The sequence below is a fragment of the Pseudomonas morbosilactucae genome (assembly GCF_023241715.1).
GTDB lineage: Bacteria > Pseudomonadota > Gammaproteobacteria > Pseudomonadales > Pseudomonadaceae > Aquipseudomonas > Aquipseudomonas morbosilactucae.
In genome coordinates, this window is sequence record NZ_JALQCW010000013.1 from 1 (window position 1) to 23,765 (window position 23,765).

A 23,765-nucleotide genomic window follows, 5' to 3' on the forward strand; every position below is an offset into this window, starting at 1 on the left:
CCGCCAGCACCAGCACCAGGCCCACCACCGGAATGGCCGGGATCGCGGTCAGGGTCGCTGCCAGGATCACCAGGGCCGAACCGGGAATACCGTGTGCGCCTTTGGAGGTGATCAGCGACACCAGCAAGATGGTCAGCAGGTCGGACATCGACAACGGCGTGCCGGTGGCGTTGGCGATAAAGACGAACGTTCGGTGTGGCGCGCATTCTACGGAGCAGCCCCTACTCTGGCAAGCACTTTTTATAATAATTTTTTCAGGCCTTCCAAAGGCTTAGCGAAGGGTTGGCCTGAGCTGCCGCGAAGAGAATAATGCCCTCCTTTGTATAAAGGAGAGATTCACCCCATGTGGTTCAAAAACCTGCTTATCTATCGCCTGACCCAAGATCTAGCCGTTGATGCTGAGGCGCTGGAAACTGCACTGGCCACCAAACTGGCGCGTCCATGTGCAAGCCAGGAGTTGACCACCTACGGTTTCGTTGCACCGTTCGGCAAAGGCGAAGATGCGCCTCTGGTGCATGTCAGCCAGGACTTCCTGCTCATCGCCGCACGCAAAGAGGAGCGCATCCTGCCTGGCAGCGTGGTACGTGACGCGGTCAAGGAGAAGGTCGAAGAGATCGAAGCCGAACAAATGCGCAAGGTCTATAAGAAGGAGCGCGACCAGATCAAGGATGAAATCATCCAGGCCTTCTTGCCCCGTGCCTTTATTCGCCGTTCTTCTACCTTCGCTGCGATTGCCCCTAAACAAGGCCTGATCCTGGTCAACTCCGCCAGCCCGAAACGCGCCGAAGACCTGCTGTCCACCCTGCGCGAAGTGCTCGGCACCCTGCCGGTCCGTCCGCTGACGGTCAAGACCGCCCCTACAGCGATCATGACCGACTGGGTGAAAACCCAAAAAGCCGCCGACGACTTCTTCGTCCTCGACGAGTGCGAGCTGCGTGATACCCATGAAGACGGCGGCATCGTGCGCTGCAAACGCCAGGACCTGACCGGCGAAGAAATCCAGCTGCACCTGAGCACCGGCAAAGTGGTCACCCAACTGTCCCTGGCCTGGCAGGACAAACTGTCCTTCATGCTCGACGACAAGATGGTGGTCAAGCGCCTGAAGTTCGAAGACCTGCTGCAGGATCAGGCGGAACAGGACGGTGGCGATGAAGCCCTCGGCCAACTGGATGCCAGCTTCACCCTGATGATGCTGACCTTCGGCGACTTCTTGCCGGCGTTGGTTGAAGCCCTGGGTGGCGAAGAAACGCCCCAAGGGATCTGAGAACCTGCTGGGCTGACTTGCCTGCGATGAAGAGAGACCTTGTCGCCTGGATCGCTGGCAAGCCAGTGCCTACAGCTTCTACCGATAGACGCCACCTGCCTTGGGTGGCGTTTTCACATAACAAGGAACAGGTCATGCGCGCATTGGCTGCATTGAGCCGCTTCGTCGGCAACACCTTCGCTTACTGGGTACTGATTTTCGCGGTGGTCGCCTTCCTCCAGCCCAACTGGTTCGTCGGCCTCAAGGGCGCCATCGTGCCGCTGCTGGGGCTGGTGATGTTCGGCATGGGGCTGACCCTGAAACTTGAAGATTTCGCCGAGGTGGCCCGCCACCCCTGGCGCGTAGCCTTGGGCGTGGTCGCGCACTTCGTGATCATGCCGGGCGTCGCCTGGTTGCTGTGCCAGGCTTTTCATCTGCCACCGGAAATCGCTGTCGGGGTGATCCTGGTGGGCTGCTGCCCAAGCGGCACGTCATCCAACGTGATGACCTGGCTGGCCCGGGGTGATCTCGCGCTGTCTGTGGCCATCGCCGCCGTTACCACCCTGCTGGCTCCATTGTTGACGCCGGCGCTGATCTGGCTGCTGGCCTCGGCCTGGTTGCCGGTATCGTTCATGGAGCTGTTCTGGTCGATTCTGCAAGTGGTGCTGCTGCCAATCGTGCTCGGCGTGCTGGCTCAACGGCTGCTCGGCGCGCGGGTGCGTCACGCGGTGGATGTGCTGCCGCTGATCTCGGTGGTGAGCATCGTCATCATCGTCACCGCCGTGGTGGCCGCCAGCCAGGCGAAGATCGCCGAGTCCGGCCTGCTGATCATGGCCGTGGTGATGCTGCACAACAGCTTTGGCTACCTGCTGGGCTACTTCACTGGCCGGGTGTTCAAGCTGCCCCTGGCCCAGCGCAAGTCCCTGGCCCTGGAAGTCGGTATGCAAAACTCCGGTTTGGGTGCCGCCCTGGCCAGCGCTCACTTCTCGCCATTGGCGGCGGTGCCCAGCGCCCTGTTCAGCGTTTGGCACAATATTTCCGGGGCCTTGCTCTCCACGTACTTCCGCCGGATGAGTGAGAACGCCGAGAAAAAACTGGAAACACACCCAGCCGCCGACTGAGTAAAAAGTTGACCACTCGGTTAGCCGCGAGCACTACACTGCGCATCGCGAGGACGACCTTGCGGCTCGATCGAGTCATTTCATGTTGGGGACGGCCCCGTCAATTGATGAGGTCTTTATGTCCTGGATCATTCTGTTTTTTGCTGGCTTGTTTGAAGTGGGCTGGGCCATCGGCCTGAAGTACACCGACGGTTTTACCCGCCCGCTGCCCACGGCCCTGACCATCATTGCCATGGCCATCAGCCTCGGCTTGCTGGGCCTGGCGATGCGCGACCTGCCCCTGGGCACCGCCTACGCCATCTGGACCGGGGTCGGCGCCATCGGCACGGTCATCGCCGGGATCATTCTGTTCGGCGAGTCCATGGCGCTGATGCGCCTGGCCAGCGTGGCACTGATCATCGTCGGCCTAGTAGGGCTGAAAGTCAGCGCCAGTTGACGCTCAGCCAGCGAACATAAAAACGCCCGCAATCTTGCGGGCGTTTTTGTATCCGTCACAAACAGCCTAGCGAGCATTACCCCGCAACTCGCCCACCAGCGCTTGCAACTGCGCAGGTTCGGCCGCTTCCACAGCGACCGCAGGGCCGGCCACCAGGGTCACTCGCGACCAGATGCGATGGAACAGCCCCTTGGCCGGATCACGGCTGAAGAAACTGCCCCACAAACCTTGCAACGCCAGGGGAATCACCGGCACCGGTGTTTCCTGGAGGATCCGTGTCAGCCCGCCCTTGAACTCATTGATCTCACCGTCCACGGTCAGCTTGCCTTCAGGGAAGATGCACACCAGTTCGCCGTCCTGCAGGTACTGGGCAATCCGTTGGAAGGCTTTTTCGTAGATCTGGATGTCTTCATGACGCCCGGCAATGGGAATGGTCCCGGCGGTGCGGAAGATGAAGTTCAGCACCGGCAGGTTGTAGATCTTGTAATACATCACGAAGCGAATCGGCCGACGCACCGCGCCACCGATCAGCAAGGCATCGACAAAGGACACGTGGTTGCACACCAGTAAGGCCGCACCTTCATCGGGAATCTGCTCCAGGTTGCGGTGCTCGACGCGGTACATGGAATGGCTGAGCAGCCAGATCATGAAGCGCATGCTGAACTCGGGCAGACCTTGAAGATGTAGACGTTGACCGCGATGTTGAGCAGCGACACCACCAGGAACAGATGGGGAATCGTCAGCTTGGCCATGCTCAGCAAGACGATCGAAACAATCGCCGAGACCACCATGAACAACGCATTGAGAATGTTGTTGGCGGCGATCACCCGGGCCCGCTCGTTCTCCGGGGTACGCGACTGAATCAGGGCATACAGCGGCACGATGTAGAAGCCGCCGAAAATCCCCAGCCCCAGCACATCGAACAGCACCCACCACGCATGGCCGAAAGTCAGCACCTGAAGCCAGCTATGGCCTTCGGCGCTGACCGGAATCCCCCCCGAATGCCACCACAGCAGGAGACCGAACACCGTCAGGCCGAATGAGCCAAACGGCACCAGGCCGATTTCCACTTTGCGCCCCGACAGCCGCTCGCACAGCATGGAGCCGGCGGCAATGCCCACCGAGAACACAGTCAGAATAAGGGTCACCACGGTCTCGTCGCCGTGCATCCACTCCTTGGCATAGGCCGGGATCTGGGTCAGGTAGATTGCCCCGACAAACCAGAACCAGGAGTTGCCGACAATCGAGCGCGACACCGCCGGGGTTTGCCCCAAGCCCAGGCGCAAGGTCGCCCAGGACTGGCTGAAGATGTTCCAGTTCAGGCGCATTTCCGGGGTCGCCGCCGTAGCTCGGGGGATGCTGCGGCTGGCCAGGTAGCCCAGCACAGCGACGCCGATAATGGCCGTGGAAACGATCGGCGCGTAGTGAGCCGAGGACATCATGATGCCCGCGCCGATGGTACCGGCCAGGATCGCCAGGAAGGTGCCCATTTCCACCAGACCATTGCCGCCTACCAACTCCTCTTCGTGCAGGGCCTGGGGCAGGATCGAATACTTGACCGGCCCGAACAGCGCCGAGTGGGTACCCATGGCAAACAACGCCACCAGCATCAGCGACAGGTGATCAAAGACGAACCCCACCGCGCCCACCGCCATGATCGCGATCTCGCCGAGCTTGATCAGGCGAATCAGCGCGTCCTTGGCGAACTTTTCGCCAAATTGCCCGGCCAGGGCCGAGAACAGGAAAAACGGCAGGATAAACAACAAGGCGCAGAGGTTGACCCAGATTGAACGGTCGCCTTCGATACTCAGCTTGTAGAGGATGGCGAGGATCAACGATTGCTTGAAGATGTTGTCGTTGAACGCACCAAGGGATTGGGTGATGAAAAACGGCAGGAAACGCCGCGTGCGAAGCAAGGTGAACTGCGAAGGGTGACTCATCTTCCATGTCCCTGAGTGGCGTGGATGCTGTAATTGGAATGTCGTTCGTCGATCCAGGCCACACCTTACCTACCTTTAACGATTATTTCCCTAACCCGGCAATGCACGGCGACACAAACAACTCGCCTTTATAGGCCCCTTGCAGAGTGCGCTTGGCCACCACCAGCCACAGCAGCCCCAGGGCCAGGACCAACACGCTGCCAAAGACACTGAAAAACATCAGGTGCAGGGTGCTGGCCAGTTTCAGCGTGGCCAGGGCGTAGACACCCAGGGGGAAGGTGAACCCCCACCAACCGAGGTTGAAGGGAATCCCGCCGCGCAGGTAACGCAAGGTGATCAGCACGGCGATCAACATCCACCACAAGCCGAAGCCCCATAAGGTGATACCGGCCACAAGGCCCAGCCCGGCGGCAATCTCGCCCACGCCAGGCAAGCCATTGGCGGAAAACACCTGGGGCGCGTCACTGCCCAGCAACAACATGCCCAGCGCCCCGGTACCGATCGGCCCCAGCGCCAGCCAACTCGAGGCCGCCATGTTTTCATGGGGCAACTTGTGCAGCGCCATGCGCAGCAAGAGGATGGTCAGGATGCTGAAAGCCACCGGCAGGGAAAAAGCCCACAACACGTAACTGGTGACCAACACTACGAACTGTGAATGAACGTCCGGCAAATGGGGCGCGAGCAATCCACCACTGGCTGCCGCCACCTCGGCGGCGACCACCGGCAACAGCCAGACGGCGGTCATCTGATCAATGCTGTGCTCCTGACGGGTGAACATCATGAACGGGATCAACACCCCACAGGCCACGGCCATTGCCACATCCAGCCACCAAAGCGCCTCCACCAGAGGGACTACGCCCTGCCCCCAGCGCGGCAACCCGAACAACAGAAAACCATTGATGATGGTCGCCAGGCCCATGGGGATGGTGCCGAAGAACATCGAGACCGTGGAGTGGCCAAAAATCCGCCGTGCCTCATCAAAGAACAACAACCAACGGGCGCCATACAAAGTGGAAAACAGCAGGAACAGGGCAATCGTCAACCACCATAGCCCCTCGGCCAGCACCCGCAGGCCGGGAGCCTGCAAGGGCAATTGGACCAACGCCAAGGCCAGGACCCCGGTGCCCATGGTGGCAGCGAACCAGTTAGGGGTGAATTGGCGAATGGCTTCTCGCGGGTGCTGCAGATGGCTCAACGGCCGAAGGCCGGCGTTGACACGATTGGGGCAAGTCATGGTGCGTCTCCTGTCCTCGGAAGAGGTGGAGCCATCCTAGAACCGAATCGAATATCTATATAACGGGTAATCTCTCTAACTGTTATCTGTTTTACAGATATAACCCATCCTAGACGCTGCCTTCGGTCTCAATCACCAGGACCCGCGCTACGCCCTGGGGATAGGCCACATGCTCGGTGCCCGGCCCTGCGTAGAAAATATCCCCCACTTCCAGCCACTGCGCCTGCTCCCGGCCCTCTTGGCGATAGCGCATCTGCACCCGACCATCGAGCACCACGAACACTTCCTGGCCATCGTTGATGTGCCATTGGTAGGGCTCGTCGGTCCAGTGCAGGCGCGTGCTGATGCCGTTCATGCTGGCTATATCCAGGGCCGCCCAGGCCCGCTCCCCCGTGAACTCCCGACTGCGAATCACCTTCATGCCCCACCTCCGGCCAACCGGTGTGAGCGTGCGATCCAGGGGGGTGACAAAGGAAGACAGACAGCGGCCTGCATGGTGAATACCCGATAGAAGTCAGCGAGTGCTCATCGTGATCGTGGCCAAGGATTTTAATAAGTGGCCCGATAGACATTCTTCGATAGAATCAGGCCAATTCATTGACCCGGCCCCCTGTCCCTGCCCATGACCACCGTCCCCGCCGATTCCCTTATCCGCGTCGCCGTGATTGCCTTCAACGGCATCAGCCCGTTTCACCTTTCAGTGCCTACCCTGGTCTTCGACGAACAGCATCAAGGCGCCGACATGCCGCGCTTCCAGCTCCGAGTGTGCAGCTTTGAATCCGGACCACTGCACACCAGCGCCGGCTTCGACATCCAGGTTCACCATGGTCTGGAGCAATTGCAGGACGCCGACGTGGTGATCATGCCCTCTTGGCGTGACACCCTGGAGCGACCGCCCCAGCCATTGCTCGACGCCCTTTGCGCCGCCCACCGTCGCGGTGCACGCCTGGTGGGGTTGTGCCTGGGGGCGTTTGTGTTGGCGGAAACCGGGCTGCTCGATGGTTGCCAGGCCACCACCCATTGGAACTGGGCCCAGGCCTTTGCCGCGAAATACCCCAAGGTGCTGCTGGACGCCGAGGTGCTGTATGCCGAATCCGGCACTCTGCTGACCTCCGCCGGCACCGCGGCCGGGCTGGATTGCTGCCTGTACCTGATGCAGCAACTATGCGGCGCGCACAGCACCCACAACGTCGCGCGTCGCCTGGTGATCGCGCCCCATCGCAGCGGCGGGCAAGCACAATTTATCGAACGCCCGATCCCCGCGAGCGGCGAGCAGGACCGCATGGGGCAATTACTGCAATGGCTGGGGCAGCATTTCACCCAGCCTCACTCGCTGGACGCCCTGGCCCAGCGGGTGGCCATGAGCCGACGCTCATTCACCCGACACTTTCGCCAGCTCACCGGCACCACCGTGGGCCAATGGTTGCTTGGCCAGCGCCTGAGCCATGCCCAGCGCTTGCTGGAAAGCAGCCGGCAAAGCATCGACGCGATTGCGCTGGCCTCGGGTTTTGGCAGCGCCCTGTCGCTGCGCCAGCATTTCAACGCTGCCTTGCGGCTTTCCCCTTCAGCCTACCGGGCACAGTTTCAGGGCCGCTGAGCCTTATTGCTCAACCACCAGCCGCCTCGCAAACCTTGGCCGGGCGTTGGCGCAACAGCCCCAGCAAGGCCCCCAGGGACAACACCAGCAACACGGCGCCATAACCATAGGTGGTAGCAATCAGGCCAAAGCTGCGGGTCAGGCTGCCCGCCAGCAGCGCCGGCAAGCAGAACGCCAGGTAACTCAAGACATAAAAGGCCGACATCAGGCCGGCGCGCTCATGGGGCAAGGCCAGGGGCACCACACTGCGCAAGGCGCCAAGAAACCCCGCGCCAAAACCACTGCCCAGCACCAGGGTGCCAAAGAAAAACACCGGCAGACTGGCGCCTTGCACGGCCCCCAGAATCAGCAGCACACCCAAGGCCAACAGGCCGGCACCGAGGCGCAACACCTGATCAGCCGGGCGATGGCGCAAGGAAAAAATCATCAATGCCCCGCTCAGGGTCAGCACTGCCACCAACGCCCCGCCGATCAGGTTAGAAGTGGAGCCGGTGGCCGCCCGCACCAGGGACGGCGCAAGGGACAGATAAAAACCACCCACAGCCCAGACCGCCACATCCACCGGCAAGGCCAGCCACAAAGCACGTCGCGCTTGCCGCGGCACATGCAGCGTGGGCCGCAAAGAGGCCCACGCACCGGGTTGCGGGCTGACACTTTCCGGCAGGCGCCAGACGTACAGCGCCTGGGCCACAAACAGACCGAGCAGCAGCCAATAGCTCAGTTGCAACGGCAGCGGCGCAAACTCCACCAGCACGCTGGCGCCCAAAGCACCCACGGCCATGCCCAGCAACGGCGCAATACTGTTGATCAGCGGCCCTTGCCGACGATCGCTGTCGAGCAAGGCGCCCCCAGGACACTGGTGGCCATGCCCGTGGCGAACCCTTGCATGATTCGCGCAGCCAGCAACCAGGCCACGCTGGCCTGATGGATAAACAGCAGCATGGCCAGGATGTTCAGGAGCAAGGCGACAAAGATCACCGGCCGCCGCCCCAGGTAATCCGACAGCGAGCCCACCGTCAGCAAGGCAGCCAGCAGGCTGATGGCGTAGACGCCGAAGATCAGGGTCAAGGTCGCAGAGGAGAACTGCAGGTGCTCTTGATACAGGTGATACAGCGGTGTCGGCGCGCTGGACGCCGCGAGAAAACTGAGCAAGGTGATGGCCAGAAACACCAGGCTGTGGCGCCCGGGCTGGGGAATATCGGTAGGACTGGGCATGGGCACGCTCCGCTAAAGCTAATATTTTGCTTTTGCGGAGTCTGCTACTGCCCTGCGCTTAAAGCAAATTCTTTGTGTTAAGGTTCGGCCCCATGGCGATTAAAGAAGGTTTACGCCCTGGCGGCCGCAGCGCCCGGGTCCAGGAATCCATCCACGCGGCAGTCCTTGAACTCCTCGATGAGCAGGAGCGCTCGACCCTGACCGTTCCCCAGATCGCCACCCGTGCAGGCGTGACCCCCTCGACCATTTATCGACGTTGGGGCGACCTCTCCGCGCTGCTGGCCGATGTGGCCCTGGCGCGCATGCGCCCAGACAGCGAGCCGGCCGATACCGGCAGCCTGCGGGGCGACCTGCAAGCCTGGGCCGAGCAATACCTGGATGAAATGAGCTCCGAACCCGGGCGCAACATGATGCGCGACGTGCAATGCAGCGCCACGCCCGGCTACTGCGTAAGTATTCTCAGCGCGCAACTGAACATCATCCTCGAACGCTATCAAGGCTCGGCACCGGGCCTGCCCTCAGTCGACCGCCTGCTGAACCTGCTGGTGGCACCCACGGTGTTTCGCATCCTGTTCGCCAGCACCCCGCTGGAACTGCAGGAACTGCACGCCCTGATCGAACTGGCGCTGGCCGAATAAATACCCGGTAAACCAAGCTCTGCAGGGCGTTTTTGAGCCTGCGACACCTGGCCACGCAATACCTTGGTCGACACTGACGCCGCCCACGCATCGTGCCAGACTGTCGCACCGGGCTGCCGCGCCCGGACGTCTTCTGTTCGGAGCTACCATGTCGTTGTCCAGCGGGCTGATCGCCGCCGTTGCCCTGGCCTATATGGCCATCATGTTCGCCATCGCCTTCTACGGTGACCGTCGCAGTGCGCCCTTGCCGCCTCGGGTACGCGCGTGGGTCTACAGCCTGTCCCTGGCTGTCTATTGCACCAGCTGGACCTTCTTTGGCGCAGTCGGCCAGGCCGCCGAACAGCTCTGGGCCTTCCTCCCCATCTACCTGGGCCCGATCCTGCTGCTGGTGTTCGCGCCATGGGTCCTGCAGAAGATGGTGATGATCAGCAAACAGGAGAACATCACCTCCATCGCCGACTTCATTGCCGCCCGCTATGGCAAATCCCAATCCCTGGCGGTGGTGGTGGCGCTGATCTGCCTGGTGGGGGTGCTGCCGTACATTGCCCTGCAACTCAAGGGCATCGTGCTCGGGGTCAACCTGCTGATCGGGGCCGGCGCCGACGCATGGGCACCCGCGCCCAGGACACGGCACTGATCGTCTCGCTGATCCTGGCGCTGTTCACCATTGTCTTCGGCACCCGCAACCTCGACGCCACCGAGCACCACCGCGGCATGGTGCTCGCCATCGCCTTTGAATCCCTGGTCAAGCTGTTCGCCTTTCTCGCCGTCGGCGCCTTTGTCACCTACGGCCTGTACGACGGCTTCGACGACCTGTTCAGCCAGGCCATGCTCGCCCCGCGCCTGGAGCAATACTGGAAGGAAACCATCAACTGGCCCTCCATGGTGGTGCAAACCGGGGTGGCGATGATGGCGATCATCTGCCTGCCCCGGCAGTTTCACGTCACCGTGGTCGAAAACATCGAACCCCAGGACCTGCGCCTGGCCAAGTGGGTGTTCCCCGCTTACCTGGCCCTGGCCGCGCTGTTTGTGGTGCCGATTGCCCTGGCCGGGCAAATGCTCCTGCCCAGCAGTGTGCTGCCGGACTCGTTCGTCATCAGCCTGCCCCTGGCCCAGGCGCATCCGGCCCTGGCCCTGCTGGCATTTATCGGCGGCGCCTCGGCCGCTACCGGCATGGTGATCGTGGCCAGCGTGGCGCTGTCGACCATGGTTTCCAATGACATGCTGCTGCCCTGGCTGCTGCGGCGCAAAAACGCCGAGCGCCCGTTCGAAGTGTTCCGCCACTGGATGCTCTCGGTGCGTCGGGTCAGCATCGTGGTGATTCTGTTGCTGGCCTACGTCAGCTATCGCCTGCTGGGTTCCACCGCCAGCCTGGCCACCATCGGCCAGATCGCCTTTGCCGCCGTAACCCAACTGGCACCGGCCATGCTCGGTGCGCTGTACTGGAAGCAGGCCAACCGCCGCGGCGTCTTCGCCGGCCTGGCGACCGGTACTTTTCTCTGGTTCTACACCCTGGTCCTGCCGATTGCCGCCCACAGCCTGGGTTGGTCCCTGGACAGCTTCCCGGGCCTGGCCTGGCTCCACGGCAACCCCCTGAACCTGCCCATTACCCCACTGACCCAGGGCGTGGTGTTGTCCCTGGCGGGTAACTTCACCCTGTTCGCCTGGGTCTCGGTGCTCTCGCGAACCCGAGTCTCTGAGCACTGGCAGGCCGGTCGATTCATCGGCCAGGAAATCAGCGGCCGCCCCAACTCCCGCTCGATGCTGGCGGTGCAGATCGACGATCTGCTGCAGCTCGCTGCGCGCTTCGTCGGCGAAGAACGGGCGCGCCAGAGTTTCATCCGCTTCGCCTACCGCCAAGGCAAGGGCTTCAACCCGAACCAGAACGCCGACGGCGAGTGGATCGCCCACACCGAACGGCTGCTGGCCGGCGTGCTCGGCGCCTCCTCGACCCGCGCCGTGGTCAAAGCCGCCATCGAAGGCCGGGAGATGCAGCTCGAAGATGTGGTGCGCATCGCCGACGAAGCCTCGGAAGTCCTGCAATTCAATCGTGCCCTGCTGCAAGGGGCGATCGAAAACATTACCCAAGGTATCAGCGTGGTCGATCAGTCGCTGAAACTGGTGGCCTGGAACCGCCGCTACCTGGAGCTCTTCAACTACCCCGAAGGCCTGATCAGCGTCGGTCGGCCCATCGCCGACATCATTCGCTACAACGCCGAGCGCGGTCTCTGCGGCCCAGGGGAAGCCGAGGTCCACGTGGCCCGGCGCCTGCACTGGATGCGCCAAGGGCGGGCCCACACTTCCGAGCGTCTGTTTCCCAATGGCCGCGTGATCGAACTGATCGGCAATCCCATGCCCGGCGGCGGTTTTGTCATGAGTTTCACCGACATCACCCCGTTCCGAGAGGCCGAACAAGCCCTTACCGAAGCCAATGAAGGCCTGGAACAACGGGTGGCCGAACGCACCCATGAACTGTCCCAACTCAATGCCGCCCTGACCGACGCCAAGGGCACTGCCGAGGCGGCGAACCAGTCCAAGACCCGCTTCCTCGCGGCGGTCAGCCATGACCTGATGCAACCCTTGAACGCCGCCCGGCTGTTTTCCGCCGCCCTCTCCCATCAGGATGACGGCCTGTCGGCGGAAGCCCAGCAACTGGTGCACCACCTGGACAGTTCCCTGCGCTCAGCCGAGGACTTGATCAGCGACCTGCTGGACATCTCGCGCCTGGAGAACGGCAAGATCACCCCGGAGCGCAAACCCTTTGTACTCAACGACCTGTTCGACACCCTGGGTGCCGAGTTCAAGGCCCAGGCCCAGGAGCAAGGCCTGAAATTCCGCCTGCGAGGCAGCCGCCTACGGATCGACAGCGACATCAAGCTGCTGCGGCGGATCCTGCAAAACTTCCTCACCAACGCCTTCCGCTACGCCAAGGGCCCCGTGCTGCTGGGGGTGCGTCGTCGTGGCGAAGAGTTGTGCCTGGAAGTCTGGGACCGTGGACCGGGGATACCCCTGGATAAACAGCAGGTGATCTTTGAAGAGTTCAAGCGCCTCGACAGCCACCAGACCCGTGCCGAAAAAGGCCTGGGGCTCGGCCTGGCGATCGCTGACGGCCTGTGCCGTGTACTCGGCCACGGGCTGCAAGTGCGCTCATGGCCTGGCCAGGGCAGTGTGTTCAGTGTCTGCGTGCCTCTGGCGCTCAATCCCGACGCAGCACCGGGCAAAGCAGTCCAGCCCAAGGGACAGACGCTCAACGGCGGCCAGGTGCTGTGTGTGGATAACGAAGACAGCATCCTGATCGGCATGAACAGTTTGCTTACCCGCTGGGGCTGCCAAGTGTGGACCGCGCGCAATCGCGAAGAGTGTGCCGCGATCCTCAGCCAAGGCGTTCGCCCGCAACTGGCCCTGGTGGATTACCACTTGGACGACGGCGAGACCGGAACCCAGATCATGGCTTGGCTACGCACCCAACTCGGGGAGCCGGTTCCCGGCGTGGTCATCAGCGCCGATGGGCATCCGGAAACCGTGGCTCAAGTGCACGCGGCGGGCCTCGACTACCTGGCCAAACCGGTGAAGCCGGCGGCCTTGCGGGCGCTGTTGAGCCGTCATCTGCCGCTCTGAGGGTTTACGCTGCCGGCTTACTCCGGCAGTTCGAGCTCGCGCCCATCGGCATCGGTCATGGCCCGTTCCAGCAGGTCGGCGGGCAAGCTTTTGCTCGCACGGGCGCCCAGCAACTTGAGCTGTTCACTGCGACTGACGAGATTGCCGCGGCCTTCGGTCAGTTTATTTCGTGCGGAGCTGTAAGCCTTATCCAGTTGCTGCAGTCGATTGCCGACCTCATCCAGGTCCTGGATAAACAGCACGAACTTGTCGTACAGCCAGCCGGCACGCTCGGCGATCTCCCGCGCGTTCTGACTTTGCCGCTCCTGCTTCCACAGGCTGTCGATCACTCGCAAAGTCGCCAACAAGGTCGTTGGGCTGACAATCACGATGTGCCGATCGAACGCTTCCTGAAACAGATTCGGCTCGGCCTGCAGCGCCGCCGAAAACGCCGCCTCGATGGGCACGAACAGCAGCACGAAATCCAGGCTGTGCAAGCCTTCCAGACGCTTGTAGTCCTTGCCCGACAAGCCCTTCACGTGATTGCGCAACGACAGCACGTGCTGTTTCAGGGCCGCCTGGGAAACCGCCGGATCATCGGCACTGACGTATTGCTGATAGGCCGTCAGGCTGACTTTGGAGTCCACCACCACCTGCTTGTCACCGGGCAACATGATCAGCACGTCCGGCTGGAAGCGCTCGCCATCCGGACCTTTGAGGCTGACCTGGGTCTGGTACTCACGGCCCTTCTCCAGACCGGCGTGCTCCAGCACCCGCTCCAGGATCAACTCGCCCCAGTTGCCTTGAGTCTTCTGCCCTTTCAGGGCGCGGGTGAGGTTGGTCGCCTCGTCGCTCAGCCGCAGGTTCAACTGCTGCAGGCGCTCCAGTTCCTTGGCCAGGGAAAAACGCTCCCGGGCCTCGGACTGGTAGCTTTCCTCGACTCGTTTTTCAAAGGACTGGATGCGTTCCTTGAGCGGGTCCAGCAATTGTCCCAGGCGCTGCTGGCTGGTTTCGGCGAAACGCTGCTCGCGCTCATCGAAAATCTTGCCAGCCAATTCAGCGAACTGGGCACGCAGCTCGTCCCGTGAGCCTTGCAGGTCAGTCAAACGTTGCTGGTGGCTGTCCTGCTGCTCGCGCAATTCGGCACTGAGCGCCGCGCCTGGGCATCCAGGCGCCGCAGCTCAGCCTCTTTGCTGGCACGTTCGAGGTTCCAGGCATGAGCGGCATCGCGGGCATTGTCGCGGTCGATCTGCAGCAGTTCGACTTCACGGCGGATCGCCGCCAGGTCGGCTTGCTTCAAGGTGTTGGCCTGGCTCAGGTCACTGACTTCATCACGGCAGGCATCCAACTGCGCTGCGAGCCCTTCCTGAGCCAGAAGCGCCGTGGCCAGGCGCTCTTCCAGCAGCGACAACTCGGTTTGGCGGGAACTCACTCGGCGTTGCAGTTGCCAGGCCAGCATCAACAAGGGCAGCGCTGCCCCAGCCAGACCGAGCAAGATGCTGGTCAAGTCCATAGCCATAGCGACTCCCGCCCGTGAAATGAGGTGTGAAGGTTAACCAAGCCGTCCCGCCTTGGACAGCTCAGTCTTCGAGCTGGCCCAGCTCGCGTTGGGCACGTCGATCACCCGCTCGGGCAGCCTGGCGCAACAAGTCATGACCAATCCGGCGGTCCCGGGCATTGCCGCATTCGCGACACATCAACTGGCCCAAACGGCTTTGCGCCGCGACCACCCCTTCCCGCGCCGGCTGCTTGAGCAGGCGACCGGCAAAATGCTTGATATTGGGGTTTTCACCCAGGCGCGGGCTGTCGAGCAGCCACATGGCCACACGCATGGAAAAACGCTTGGGTTCGGTAACACTGGACGGCGTTGCGGTAACAGATGGTGATACTGAGCGAAACTTCATAAAGCACTGTGGGGCAGATCGGAAGGCGCGCCACTCTACTCCTTTTTTCGCTGGGGTAAAGTCCGAAAAAGCCGGTACGCCCGTGCTAGAGCAAGCGCTCGGGACAATCCACAGAAGCTGTGGATAACTCAGTGGACAACCCCTCCACAACGCCCTCAAAGCCCCAAGATACGGCCCCCCCAGTCAAACTGACGATTTTTTCACCAGTAAAAAAAACCGATGTTTTTCATTGACTTAAATTTTCAGCGCAGGCAATGGAGGGAACCGGATACGCGAGGGCGACCCGGTCACTGGCAGCGCAACTAATGTGCACAAGTGGCATTCCAGCCGTTATAGGGGCGCATTTTTTTGCCCAATTTGTGGAGAACAACGGTGACAACCTCCATACGGATCGACACCCTATGGCCTGCCTGGCTTTCGCACATCTGCACGAGAAAATTCCTGATCGGCTGCTCAAAAAAATACTTTTGCATCAGGCCTTCCCATCCAGGATTCGATCCGTTATCATCCGCCCCGTTTGTACCAAGCTGAAAAGTCAATTCTGGTCGAAAAAGTCCCCCGATACCCTTCCCGACAACGCGGAACGGCATCGACAACAAGGGATCGACCACCTCGATGGTTTCCAGGTAAAACTTACGCAGACGCCACCTTGAGCAATTCTCAAGAGCCGTCGCCAAGTCTTTTTTACTCTGACCTAACCAACCTGCAAATTGATCAGGATCTTCACCTGGGGCCCAGAACCTTTGCCCCCGTCGTGCTGCCTGCCCTCCTAAGTACCTACCTGCCAGCCTTAGCGCACACTTATTAACGCGCTTGCCACTGGCTGCTTTGTTCCAGTCAGGTTCTTCGTCAGACCAATGGTGGTCGACGTTACTGGAACGTTTTAACGTTGCACGGTTCTTAACCGTGTCATTTGTAGGAACACCTAATAACTATGTCGACTCAAATCCACACTCAGGATGCCATTCGCACCCTCACCAATGCTTTTGCTCCAATGAACTGCCTGATCATGGCCGCTCGCAAAGGCTGCTTCAGCTTCACCCTGGTCAACGAACACGGTATCGCCCGTCACAGCGAACGCCTGTACCCCGACCAGTATTCCAGCGCCGAACCGCTGCAAGCGGTCATCGAGCGTACGCGTCAGGCACTGGTTGCCTAAAAACGCCAGAACGCTGAACCCCCTCAAAGCCTCGCCTGAACAGCGGGGCTTTTTCTTGCCCGAATTTCGCGCATGCAAAGGCAAATGAACAACACCAACAGCTATAAGCCTTATAACAAGAAGACGGAAATATTTTAAAAACAGACCTTTACATCAAAGATATGACACTACACTTCAACTCAGGCGGCACACACCGCTTCCGGCGAGCCTGACCCGACTCACAGCTGCCAAGCCCCCCCCCAGACCTCGCCGGTCACTTTCACGCTTCGAGGGCTTTATGGGTATCGCCGCCAGCGAACTGTGCCGCTATGTCATCCGCCCGACGCTGATTTACCTGGGCAGCCACAGCAAAACCGCTGAAAGCTTATTGCTGGGCATCGCCGCCAGCCAATCCGCACTGGGCTCCGCCCTGCATGATCGACGTGGCCATGGCCTGTATCGCATCGCCGAGCTGCGCCACCAAGCCCTCTGGGATCATTACCTGGCCCTGGACCCCGAGCGCGCCAGCCTGGTACGCGGGCTGGCCAGCCAGCATGCGTTCCTCAACGGGCCCCACCTGGAACTTACCGTCAACCTGCGTTACGCCACCGCCATCGCCTGGCTATTGATCGAAGAACAGCACACTCCGCTCCCGGCCGCCGACGATTTGATCGGTATGGCCCGCATCTGGAGGAAGACCTTTCAACCACAAGGACGTCTCAGGGACTTCACCTGTGCCTGGCAAACCTGTGTCTCGCCGCCAAGCCCACTCGCCTGCTGATCGACCTTTTTAAAATCGGTGAAAAATCGCCAATTTGGTCGGATTGTCCTACAAAACCGCTCTAAATCAACTGTTTCCGCCTATAGCGCTGGGATCAAAATGTTGGTAATTTTCGCCCCGGTGATCACCAGGAGTTCTAATAATGAAAAAAGTAATGCTCAAATCCACCATCAGCCTCGCCGTTGCCCTGGCCTCCAGCCAACTCTTCGCGAGCGGCTTTGCCCTCAACGAACAAAGCATCAGCGGGATGGGTACTGGTTTCGCAGGTCGCTCTTCCTCTGCCGATGATGCAAGCACCGTGTTTGGCAACCCGGCCGGTATGTCGCGTCTGAAACGCCAACAAGTGACTGGCGGCCTGGCGGCGATCGACGCCTCCACCGACATCAACGATGCCAGCGGCAGCCAATCGGGGACCAACAAAGGCGACATGGTGCCGTTCACCGCCGTACCCATGGGTTACTACGTCAAGCCAATCGACGACCATTGGGCTTTCGGCCTCGGAGTCTACGCACCGTTCGGCCTGGTGACCAACTACGAAAGCAACTTCCAGGGCCGTAACTTCGGCAGCAACAGCGAAGTTAAAGTCGTGACCTTCCAGCCGACCGTCAGCTATGCCTTCAACGACAAGGTCTCGGTAGGTTTTGGCCCGACCATCAACCGTATTTCCGGGACCCTGGAATCAGCCCTGACCACGCCTGTCTCGCCCAACGACGGCAACGTGAAGATCAAGGGTGACGACATCGGGTACGGCTTCAACATCGGTGTTCTGGTGCAAGCCACCGACACCACACGCGTCGGCCTGACCTACCACTCCAAGGTCAACTACAAGCTGGAAGGCCACACCGAGGTCACCGCAGGCGCGGGCACCAACCCATTGCTCCTGAGAAGCAACCGCTACGACGCTTCGCTGAAAATCGAAACCCCGGAATCCTATGACCTCTCGGTCACCCAGGACCTGAACGATGCCTGGAAACTCTATGCCGGTACCACCTGGACCCGCTGGAGCCGACTGAAAGAAATCACCGTCAACAACGAAGGTGTCAGCGCCACCACCGGCGGCGGCCTCGCCCCCATTCTTGGGCTGGACAGCATCACCGAAGAACAGAACTGGCACGACACCTGGGCGTACGCCATTGGTACTTCCTACCAGTTGAACAAGCAGTGGGTACTGCGTACCGGCCTGACCTTCGACCAGGCGCCGACCAACAACACCGATCGTTCGCCACGCATTCCTACCGGTGACCGCACGATCTTCAGCCTAGGCGCTGGCTGGAGCCCAACCGATGACCTGACCATCGACGTGGCCTACTCCTATCTCAAGGAAGAAAAGGTCAAGGTTGGCGGCAGCAACGAGCTCAACCAAAACTACAGCGCCGAATACAAAAACAGCGCCAATGGTTTTGGCGTAGGGGCCACCTACCGCTTCTAACGTGGAGGGTGAGCGCTGCTCGCCAGCCAAATGAAAAAGCCCCGCATCCTTGGATGCGGGGCTTTTTTTGTTGGTTGTCGGCTGAGGGCGTCATTGAGGAAGGCGTCGCCGGCAAGCCGACGCCTACAAAAGGCCTGTGCTGGCGAGCTTAGGGTTGTGAAGCCAGGGCTTTTTCCACGGCTTCAATCAATGCGGGGTCATCGGGCTTGGTCAGGCTTGAGAAACTGGCAATCACCTTGCCCTGACGATCCACCACGTATTTGTAAAAATTCCACTTCGGTGCGCTGCTCTGCTGGGCCAAGACCTTGAACAGGTGAACCGCGTCGTCACCCTTGACCTTTTGCGGCTCGGTCATGGTGAAGGTCACACCGTAATTGACGTAGCAGACCTTGGCTGTCTCCTCGCCATCCTTGGACTCTTGCTTGAAGTCATTGGAGGGCACGCCCAACACCTCCAGCCCCTGGCCCTTGTAACGCTGGTACAGCGCCTCAAGGCCTTTGAATTGAGGGGCAAAGCCGCAAAAGCTCGCGGTATTGACCACCACCAGCGGCTTACCCGCAAACTGCTGGCACAAGTCAATGGACTCTTTTGACCGCAGCTTTTGCACGGAGCCTTGCAGCACCGAGGGGCATTCCGCCGCCCAGGTCGAAGTCGCAAACGCAACCAGCACAGTCGGAACAACAAACCAGCGCATCACCATGTCCAGTGTCCTTGAAGGATCGTCAAAGGATGACGTTACTCGCCCCCTCGCCGGTCTAGCAAGCGCCCATGCCCAACTGCATCAGCGCCAACCCACCGCGCTGCCAGCCCCACCAGGCCAGCCACAGCAGCGCCATGACCGCTGCCAGGGCGATGCCGCAGAACAAGCTGCGCCTCACGCCGCGCTCGCTTGCAGGCGCGCCACCGGACGCTCGCGCACAGGCCAGTTGAGGGCTGCCGCCAGCAGACTCAGAAGAATCGCCACCTGCCATATCAGGTCGTAACTCCCGGTGCGGTCATACACCACGCCACCGAGCCAGCCACCCAGAAACGAACCCAGTTGATGGAACAGAAAGACAATGCCACCGAGCATGGACAGGTTACGTACACCGAACAGGGTGGCCACCGTGCCATTGGTCAGGGGCACGGTGGACAGCCAGAGAAACCCCATGGCCATGCCGAACAGGTAAGCGCTGGTCTGAGTCACTGGCAACCAGAGGAACAAGCCGATCACCACGGCGCGCAGCAAGTACAGGCCGGTCAGCAGGCGCGGCTTGGACATGCGCCCGCCCAGCCAGCCGGCGGTGTAGGTGCCGAAGATATTGAACAAACCGATCAGCGCCAGCACCGTGGTGCCCACTGTGGCCGGCAAATGCTGATCCACCAGATAGGCCGGCAGGTGCACGCCAATAAACACCACCTGGAAGCCACAGACAAAAAAGCCGAAGGCCAGCAGCCAGAACCCCGAATGGGAACAAGCCTCACGCAGCGCCTGAGAGAGGCTCTGCTCATGCCCAAGGACCGGCAATGGCTTGTCCTTGAGCATGCTCACCAGCGGCACGATCAACGCCACCAACAGGCCAAGGACCAACAACGCGCTCGACCAACCGAGCCAGCCGATCAAACCCAGGGTGCCTGGCAACATCGCGAACTGGCCAAAAGACCCCGCGGCGCTGGCAATACCCATGCCCATGCTGCGTTTCTCGGCCGGCACCGCGCGCCCCACCACCCCGAGAATCACCGAGAACGAGGTCCCGGACAGGCCGATACCGATCAACAGGCCCGCACTCAAGGACAGGGACATCGGCGAGTCGGCCAAGCCCATGAACAACAGGCCGACGGCATAGAGCACACCGCCCACCAACACCACTTTGGCCGCCCCGAAGCGGTCGGCCAGGGCGCCGGTAAAGGGTTGGGCCAGGCCCCAAATCAGGTTTTGCAGGGCGATGGCGAAGGCAAAGACTTCACGCCCCCAGCCAAACTGAGCGCTCATCGGTGGCAGGAACAAACCAAACCCGTGCCTGACCCCCAGGGACAGCGCCAGGATCAACGCACTGCCGAGCAGAACCCAGCCACTGGTACGCCACATCGATGTCATTCTTATTCTCCGCTTGCGGGTATATACCCGCTTATAGGCAAACGCAGGGGCGTCAAGCCAGTTCGTTAAGCAAGGCCAACAGGGCCTCGCGTTTTTCCACACCCAGGCGCTCGATCAGGCGCTCCTGGGCCGCCTCCCAAGCCGGCAAGGCGGCCTGTAGCCGCTCCTCGCCCGCAGCCGTGAGGCGAACAATACGATTACGCTGGTCCTCTCCCTCGGCCAGGGTCAGCAAACCTTCGCCCTCCAACACCCGCAAGTTGCGCCCGAGGGTGCTGCGATCCAGGCCCATGGCTTCCGCCAGGCTGGAGATGCTCGGCTCCTGCAATCGCTGCAGATTGCACAGCAAGGAATATTGGGCGACGTTGATCCCGAAGCCGTCGAGGGCGCCGTCGTAGTGCCTGCTGACACCCCGGGCGGCGCGACGCAGGTTGATGCACAAACATTGGGAAGGAAGCATGGTGCGTGTATATACCCGGGATTAACGGAAAGCAAGATTTTTCAGGGTCACGAGCACCGCGTAATTACAGCAGCGCCAGCCCCACCAATACCGCCACCTCAAGCAATTCCAGCAAGGCTCCTGCGGTGTCCCCCGTGGTGCCCGCCAGGCGTTGCATCATCAGCCAGCGCAGCCAGCCGAACAACGCCAGGGCCAGGGCCAGGGCAAACAGCCCCGGGTAACCGGCAATCAGCACACAGGCCAGACCACTGAGCAACAGCACCTGGCGACCGGCACGGCGCGGCAAGTGATCCGCCAAAGCCTGCCCCAAGCCACCAGAGCGCACGTACGGCGTAGTCAAAAACAACCCGAGCAAGGCACTGCGACCGAGCAGCGGCGCCAACAACAAGGCCTCAGCGTGTTGCCCCTCGATCAGGGCCACCAGCGCCGTGAACTTGAGCAGCAACACCAGCACCAACGTAATCACGGCAATCGGGCCGCTGCGCGGGTCCTTCATGATGCTCAAGGTGCGCTCACGATCACCGAAACCGCCCAGCCAGGCATCAGCGCTGTCCGCCAACCCATCCAGATGCAACCCGCCGCTGAGCCAGACCCAGGCAGCGAGCAACAGCGCCGCATGCAGCAACACCGGAGCTCCGGCCAGCAAAGCGTTCAAGGCCCACAACAGCGCGCCAAACAGCAGCCCCACCAACGGATAGAACAGCAAGGAGCGCCCCAGTTCCTGAGGCTCGGGCATGCCCGGCAAGCGAATGGGCAGGCTGCTGAGAAACTGCAGGGCAATCCAGAAAGGCAACATGCTCAGACGCCCTCGCTCAACAACCCATCGGCACCAACGCGCAACGAGAACAGCGCGCCGTGAGCGACCTCGACATTCAGCAATTGCTCCCGAGGCAAGCCCCGGGCCCTGGCCAGTAACAGGCGCATCACCCCGCCATGGCTGATCAGCAAGACCCGCTCGCCAGCGTAGGCCAGCCGCAAGCGCTCGACCGCCGCCAGCACCCGCTCGGAGAAAGCCAGCACCGGCTCACCTTGAGGCGGCGTGAAGCCATAGGGATCGGCCCAGAACCGGCCCAGCGCCTCAGCATCGGTGTCCATCAAGGCCGCCGCGCTTTGCCCCTCCCAGACGCCGAAGTGCAGTTCCTGCAGACCCGGTTCCAGGGTCACTGGCAAGCCGAGACGCCCCCCCAGTTCATCGGCGAAACGTGCGCAGCGTTGCAGCGGTGAACTCACCAAGCGATCCCAGGGACCCTGGCCCTCAACGGTGTCGCGCATCTGCGCCCAGCCCTTGGCGGTCAGCGCATCGTCCAGGCTGCCGCGCAAGCCGCCACCCAGTTCGGTCTCACCATGGCGCAACAGGTCGAGAATCAAGGTCATGCCGGACGATCGGCCACAGCCGCCTCGGCGAAGGTCGCCATCTGCCCGTGCAGGTCGCAGGCCAGACGCAGCAACGGCACCGCCAACGCCGCGCCGCTGCCCTCGCCCAGGCGCAACCCCAGATCCAGCAACGGCTGAGCCTCAAGGGTCTGCAGCACATGCCGGTGGCCCGGCTCTGCGCCACGGTGCCCGAACAGCAGCCAAGGGCGGCAGGCCGGATTCAAGCGCACGGCGACCAACGCCGCGACGCTGCAGATAAAGCCATCCACCAGCACCGCGATGCCCTCCTGGGCACAGGCCAGATACGCCCCCACCAACGCCGCGACTTCAAAGCCGCCGAGGTTGAACAAGGTCTGCAGGACGTCACCCCGCTGAGCCGCGTGCACCGCCAACGCACGCTCGATCACCTGGGCCTTGTGGTTGACCCCGGCGGCATTCAGGCCGGTACCCGGCCCCGCCAGTTGCGCCACCGGAATGTCCAGCAACGCGCAGGCAATGGCGCTGGCCGCCGTGGTGTTGCCGATGCCCATCTCTCCGCCGATAAACAACTGGGCACCGGCGGCCTGGGCCCGACGCGCACTGTCACGCCCAGCCTGCAGGGCCAGTTCGCCCTGGGCCTGAGTCATGGCCGGCCCCTGGGTGAAATTGGCCGTGCCGGCCCCCAGGTTCAGGTGCCGAACCCCTGGCAGCTTCAAGTCCGGGGTCACCGTCCCCAGGTCGACCACCTCCAACTGCGCCCCCAACTGCCGCGCCAGAACGCTGATGGCCGCGCCGCCGCTGACGAAGTTCAACAGCATCTGCCCGGTGACCGCTTGCGGGTAGGCCGACACCCCTTCCGCCACCACCCCGTGATCGCCGGCAAAGATGGCAATCCACAGCTGCTCCAGGCTCGGCTTCAGCCGCCCCTGCAAGCCGGCCAGTTGCACCGCCAGGTGCTCCAGCTGCCCGAGGGAACCGGCCGGCTTGGTCAGTTGCTGCTGACGGGCTTCGGCTTGCTCAAGGACCTGGATATCAACGGCCTTGCACGGTTCCAGCCACCAGGAGTGATTCATAACGCAGTTCCTTTCAAAGTCAGGGGCAGGCCGGCCACCGTCAGCACCACTCGCTGACAACGCTCGGCCAGGGCTTGATGCAACCAACCGGCTTCATCGACATAGCGGCGAGTCAATTCGCCCAGCGGCACGACACCCATTCCGGTCTCGTTGCTGACAACAATAATTTCACCCGGCAGTTCAGCCAGGCCGTGCAGCAACGCGTCACGCTCGGCGACCAGTCGCTGCGGGTCTTCGAGCATCAGCAGGTTGGTCAGCCATAGGGTCAGGCAGTCCACCAGCAGGCACTGATCGGGCCGAGCCGCTTCTTGCAGCACCCGCGCCAGGGCCAGGGGCTCTTCGATCAGGCCCCAGTCCGCCGGACGACGCTGGCGATGCTGGCGAACACGCTCGCTCATCTCGCCATCCAGCGGCTGGCTGGTGGCGATGTAGGTCACCGCCAGGCCCGTGCCCTGGGCCAGTTGTTCAGCCAGGCGACTCTTGCCGGAACGGGCACCGCCGAGGATCAGTTGCAGCATGCTGGAACACCTAT

General features: G+C 61.7%; 20 protein-coding genes and 5 pseudogenes. 9 read left to right on the top strand and 16 right to left on the bottom strand.

Going from position 1 to position 23,765, the window contains the following annotated elements; all coding sequences use genetic code 11:
- Positions 1 to 184 (bottom strand): annotated as a pseudogene (locus M1B34_RS07065) (cation:dicarboxylate symporter family transporter); the annotation flags it as partial.
- 159 nt (positions 185 to 343) lie between these two features.
- Between M1B34_RS07065 and rdgC the strand changes: the two are divergent.
- From rdgC to sugE, 3 genes are all read left to right on the top strand, one after another.
- On the top strand, positions 344 to 1,264 hold the full coding sequence (gene rdgC, locus M1B34_RS07070; RefSeq protein WP_123328361.1) for a recombination-associated protein RdgC: 921 nt from the start codon (positions 344 to 346) through the stop codon (positions 1,262 to 1,264).
- A gap of 134 nt (positions 1,265 to 1,398) precedes the next feature.
- Positions 1,399 to 2,364 (top strand): bile acid:sodium symporter family protein, encoded by a 966-nt coding sequence (locus M1B34_RS07075; RefSeq protein ID WP_268264745.1) that lies wholly within the window; start codon positions 1,399 to 1,401, stop codon positions 2,362 to 2,364.
- 118 nt (positions 2,365 to 2,482) lie between these two features.
- Positions 2,483 to 2,800: a quaternary ammonium compound efflux SMR transporter SugE gene (gene sugE / locus M1B34_RS07080; protein WP_268264746.1), complete on the top strand. Its 318-nt coding sequence runs from the start codon at positions 2,483 to 2,485 to the stop codon at positions 2,798 to 2,800.
- Between the two features lie 66 nt (positions 2,801 to 2,866).
- Here sugE and M1B34_RS07085 read toward each other — a convergent pair.
- The 3 genes and pseudogenes from M1B34_RS07085 to M1B34_RS07095 all read right to left on the bottom strand — a co-directional run bounded on the left by M1B34_RS07085 (position 2,867) and on the right by M1B34_RS07095 (position 6,395).
- Positions 2,867 to 4,740, bottom strand: a pseudogene (locus tag M1B34_RS07085) (MFS transporter).
- 82 nt (positions 4,741 to 4,822) lie between these two features.
- The gene (locus M1B34_RS07090; protein WP_268264747.1) at positions 4,823 to 5,974 is read right to left on the bottom strand and encodes a TDT family transporter; all 1,152 of its coding nucleotides are present in this window, start codon (positions 5,972 to 5,974) and stop codon (positions 4,823 to 4,825) included.
- 109 nt (positions 5,975 to 6,083) lie between these two features.
- Complete coding sequence (locus M1B34_RS07095) at positions 6,084 to 6,395, bottom strand: cupin domain-containing protein (protein ID WP_123328366.1); 312 nt, start codon at positions 6,393 to 6,395, stop codon at positions 6,084 to 6,086.
- A gap of 201 nt (positions 6,396 to 6,596) precedes the next feature.
- Here M1B34_RS07095 and M1B34_RS07100 point away from each other — a divergent pair, with 201 nt between their 5' ends.
- Positions 6,597 to 7,571, top strand: coding sequence for a GlxA family transcriptional regulator (locus M1B34_RS07100; protein ID WP_268264748.1), 975 nt, complete (start codon positions 6,597 to 6,599; stop codon positions 7,569 to 7,571).
- 10 nt (positions 7,572 to 7,581) lie between these two features.
- Here the strand turns inward: M1B34_RS07100 and M1B34_RS07105 are convergent.
- A pseudogene (locus tag M1B34_RS07105) lies at positions 7,582 to 8,786 on the bottom strand (MFS transporter).
- A 92-nt stretch (positions 8,787 to 8,878) separates the two neighbouring features.
- Between M1B34_RS07105 and M1B34_RS07110 the strand changes: the two are divergent.
- Both M1B34_RS07110 and M1B34_RS07115 read left to right on the top strand, forming a co-directional pair.
- Entirely contained in the window at positions 8,879 to 9,424 is a 546-nt protein-coding gene (locus M1B34_RS07110; protein ID WP_123328369.1) for a TetR/AcrR family transcriptional regulator, read from the top strand.
- A 148-nt stretch (positions 9,425 to 9,572) separates the two neighbouring features.
- Positions 9,573 to 13,042: pseudogene (locus M1B34_RS07115) on the top strand (hybrid sensor histidine kinase/response regulator).
- A 17-nt stretch (positions 13,043 to 13,059) separates the two neighbouring features.
- Here the strand turns inward: M1B34_RS07115 and M1B34_RS07120 are convergent.
- The 3 genes and pseudogenes from M1B34_RS07120 to M1B34_RS07130 form a co-directional block, all read right to left on the bottom strand.
- Positions 13,060 to 14,426 (bottom strand): annotated as a pseudogene (locus tag M1B34_RS07120) (DNA recombination protein RmuC).
- 175 nt (positions 14,427 to 14,601) lie between these two features.
- The gene (locus M1B34_RS07125) at positions 14,602 to 14,925 is read right to left on the bottom strand and encodes an SEL1-like repeat protein (protein WP_123328372.1); all 324 of its coding nucleotides are present in this window, start codon (positions 14,923 to 14,925) and stop codon (positions 14,602 to 14,604) included.
- A 302-nt stretch (positions 14,926 to 15,227) separates the two neighbouring features.
- A complete protein-coding gene (locus M1B34_RS07130; RefSeq protein ID WP_268264749.1) occupies positions 15,228 to 15,536 on the bottom strand; it encodes a hypothetical protein in 309 nt (102 codons plus the stop codon).
- Positions 15,537 to 15,859: 323 nt separating this feature from the next.
- Between M1B34_RS07130 and M1B34_RS07135 the strand changes: the two genes are divergently transcribed.
- The 3 genes from M1B34_RS07135 to M1B34_RS07145 all read left to right on the top strand — a co-directional run bounded on the left by M1B34_RS07135 (position 15,860) and on the right by M1B34_RS07145 (position 18,273).
- On the top strand, positions 15,860 to 16,084 hold the full coding sequence (locus tag M1B34_RS07135) for a hypothetical protein (RefSeq protein WP_007898912.1): 225 nt from the start codon (positions 15,860 to 15,862) through the stop codon (positions 16,082 to 16,084).
- A gap of 277 nt (positions 16,085 to 16,361) precedes the next feature.
- Positions 16,362 to 16,844, top strand: a complete 483-nt coding sequence (locus tag M1B34_RS07140; RefSeq protein ID WP_268264750.1) for a hypothetical protein — start codon at positions 16,362 to 16,364, stop codon at positions 16,842 to 16,844.
- Between the two features lie 142 nt (positions 16,845 to 16,986).
- A complete protein-coding gene (locus M1B34_RS07145; protein WP_268264751.1) occupies positions 16,987 to 18,273 on the top strand; it encodes an OmpP1/FadL family transporter in 1,287 nt (428 codons plus the stop codon).
- A gap of 148 nt (positions 18,274 to 18,421) precedes the next feature.
- Here M1B34_RS07145 and M1B34_RS07150 read toward each other — a convergent pair whose 3' ends face one another.
- From M1B34_RS07150 to cobU, 8 genes are all read right to left on the bottom strand, one after another.
- Positions 18,422 to 18,973 carry a glutathione peroxidase gene (locus M1B34_RS07150; protein WP_123328376.1) on the bottom strand — a complete coding sequence of 184 codons (552 nt, stop codon included), beginning with the start codon at positions 18,971 to 18,973 and terminating at the stop codon, positions 18,422 to 18,424.
- 55 nt (positions 18,974 to 19,028) lie between these two features.
- Positions 19,029 to 19,151 (bottom strand): hypothetical protein, encoded by a 123-nt coding sequence (locus M1B34_RS07155; RefSeq protein ID WP_259740341.1) that lies wholly within the window; start codon positions 19,149 to 19,151, stop codon positions 19,029 to 19,031.
- On the bottom strand, positions 19,148 to 20,350 hold the full coding sequence (locus tag M1B34_RS07160) for an MFS transporter (RefSeq protein WP_425273499.1): 1,203 nt from the start codon (positions 20,348 to 20,350) through the stop codon (positions 19,148 to 19,150). Before M1B34_RS07160 ends, M1B34_RS07155 begins: the two co-directional genes overlap by 4 nt.
- Before the next feature lie 52 nt (positions 20,351 to 20,402).
- Positions 20,403 to 20,807, bottom strand: a complete 405-nt coding sequence (locus M1B34_RS07165) for a MarR family winged helix-turn-helix transcriptional regulator (protein ID WP_268264752.1) — start codon at positions 20,805 to 20,807, stop codon at positions 20,403 to 20,405.
- Positions 20,808 to 20,871: 64 nt separating this feature from the next.
- The gene (locus M1B34_RS07170) at positions 20,872 to 21,603 is read right to left on the bottom strand and encodes an adenosylcobinamide-GDP ribazoletransferase (protein WP_268264753.1); all 732 of its coding nucleotides are present in this window, start codon (positions 21,601 to 21,603) and stop codon (positions 20,872 to 20,874) included.
- Positions 21,604 to 21,605: 2 nt separating this feature from the next.
- The gene (gene cobC / locus M1B34_RS07175; RefSeq protein ID WP_268264754.1) at positions 21,606 to 22,181 is read right to left on the bottom strand and encodes an alpha-ribazole phosphatase family protein; all 576 of its coding nucleotides are present in this window, start codon (positions 22,179 to 22,181) and stop codon (positions 21,606 to 21,608) included.
- Positions 22,178 to 23,233: a nicotinate-nucleotide--dimethylbenzimidazole phosphoribosyltransferase gene (gene cobT, locus M1B34_RS07180; RefSeq protein ID WP_268264755.1), complete on the bottom strand. Its 1,056-nt coding sequence runs from the start codon at positions 23,231 to 23,233 to the stop codon at positions 22,178 to 22,180. Before cobT ends, cobC begins: the two co-directional genes overlap by 4 nt.
- Positions 23,230 to 23,751, bottom strand: a complete 522-nt coding sequence (gene cobU / locus M1B34_RS07185; RefSeq protein ID WP_268264756.1) for a bifunctional adenosylcobinamide kinase/adenosylcobinamide-phosphate guanylyltransferase — start codon at positions 23,749 to 23,751, stop codon at positions 23,230 to 23,232. Before cobU ends, cobT begins: the two co-directional genes overlap by 4 nt.
- Positions 23,752 to 23,765 lie beyond the last annotated feature (14 nt).

Bases quoted from the DNA above. Each gene is read 5' to 3' on its own strand.
- cobU (WP_268264756.1), bottom strand. From the start codon at position 23,751: ATGCTGCAACTGATCCTCGGCGGTGCCCGTTCCGGCAAGAGTCGCCTG.
- M1B34_RS07145 (WP_268264751.1), top strand. From the start codon at position 16,987: ATGAAAAAAGTAATGCTCAAATCCACCATCAGCCTCGCCGTTGCCCTG.
- M1B34_RS07165 (WP_268264752.1), bottom strand. From the start codon at position 20,807: ATGCTTCCTTCCCAATGTTTGTGCATCAACCTGCGTCGCGCCGCCCGG.
- M1B34_RS07090 (WP_268264747.1), bottom strand. From the start codon at position 5,974: ATGACTTGCCCCAATCGTGTCAACGCCGGCCTTCGGCCGTTGAGCCAT.
- M1B34_RS07110 (WP_123328369.1), top strand. From the start codon at position 8,879: ATGGCGATTAAAGAAGGTTTACGCCCTGGCGGCCGCAGCGCCCGGGTC.
- sugE (WP_268264746.1), top strand. From the start codon at position 2,483: ATGTCCTGGATCATTCTGTTTTTTGCTGGCTTGTTTGAAGTGGGCTGG.
- M1B34_RS07160 (WP_425273499.1), bottom strand. From the start codon at position 20,350: ATGACATCGATGTGGCGTACCAGTGGCTGGGTTCTGCTCGGCAGTGCG.
- M1B34_RS07135 (WP_007898912.1), top strand. From the start codon at position 15,860: ATGTCGACTCAAATCCACACTCAGGATGCCATTCGCACCCTCACCAAT.
- M1B34_RS07100 (WP_268264748.1), top strand. From the start codon at position 6,597: ATGACCACCGTCCCCGCCGATTCCCTTATCCGCGTCGCCGTGATTGCC.
- M1B34_RS07095 (WP_123328366.1), bottom strand. From the start codon at position 6,395: ATGAAGGTGATTCGCAGTCGGGAGTTCACGGGGGAGCGGGCCTGGGCG.
- M1B34_RS07075 (WP_268264745.1), top strand. From the start codon at position 1,399: ATGCGCGCATTGGCTGCATTGAGCCGCTTCGTCGGCAACACCTTCGCT.
- rdgC (WP_123328361.1), top strand. From the start codon at position 344: ATGTGGTTCAAAAACCTGCTTATCTATCGCCTGACCCAAGATCTAGCC.
- M1B34_RS07150 (WP_123328376.1), bottom strand. From the start codon at position 18,973: ATGGTGATGCGCTGGTTTGTTGTTCCGACTGTGCTGGTTGCGTTTGCG.
- M1B34_RS07125 (WP_123328372.1), bottom strand. From the start codon at position 14,925: ATGAAGTTTCGCTCAGTATCACCATCTGTTACCGCAACGCCGTCCAGT.
- M1B34_RS07140 (WP_268264750.1), top strand. From the start codon at position 16,362: ATGGGTATCGCCGCCAGCGAACTGTGCCGCTATGTCATCCGCCCGACG.
- M1B34_RS07170 (WP_268264753.1), bottom strand. From the start codon at position 21,603: ATGTTGCCTTTCTGGATTGCCCTGCAGTTTCTCAGCAGCCTGCCCATT.
- cobT (WP_268264755.1), bottom strand. From the start codon at position 23,233: ATGAATCACTCCTGGTGGCTGGAACCGTGCAAGGCCGTTGATATCCAG.
- cobC (WP_268264754.1), bottom strand. From the start codon at position 22,181: ATGACCTTGATTCTCGACCTGTTGCGCCATGGTGAGACCGAACTGGGT.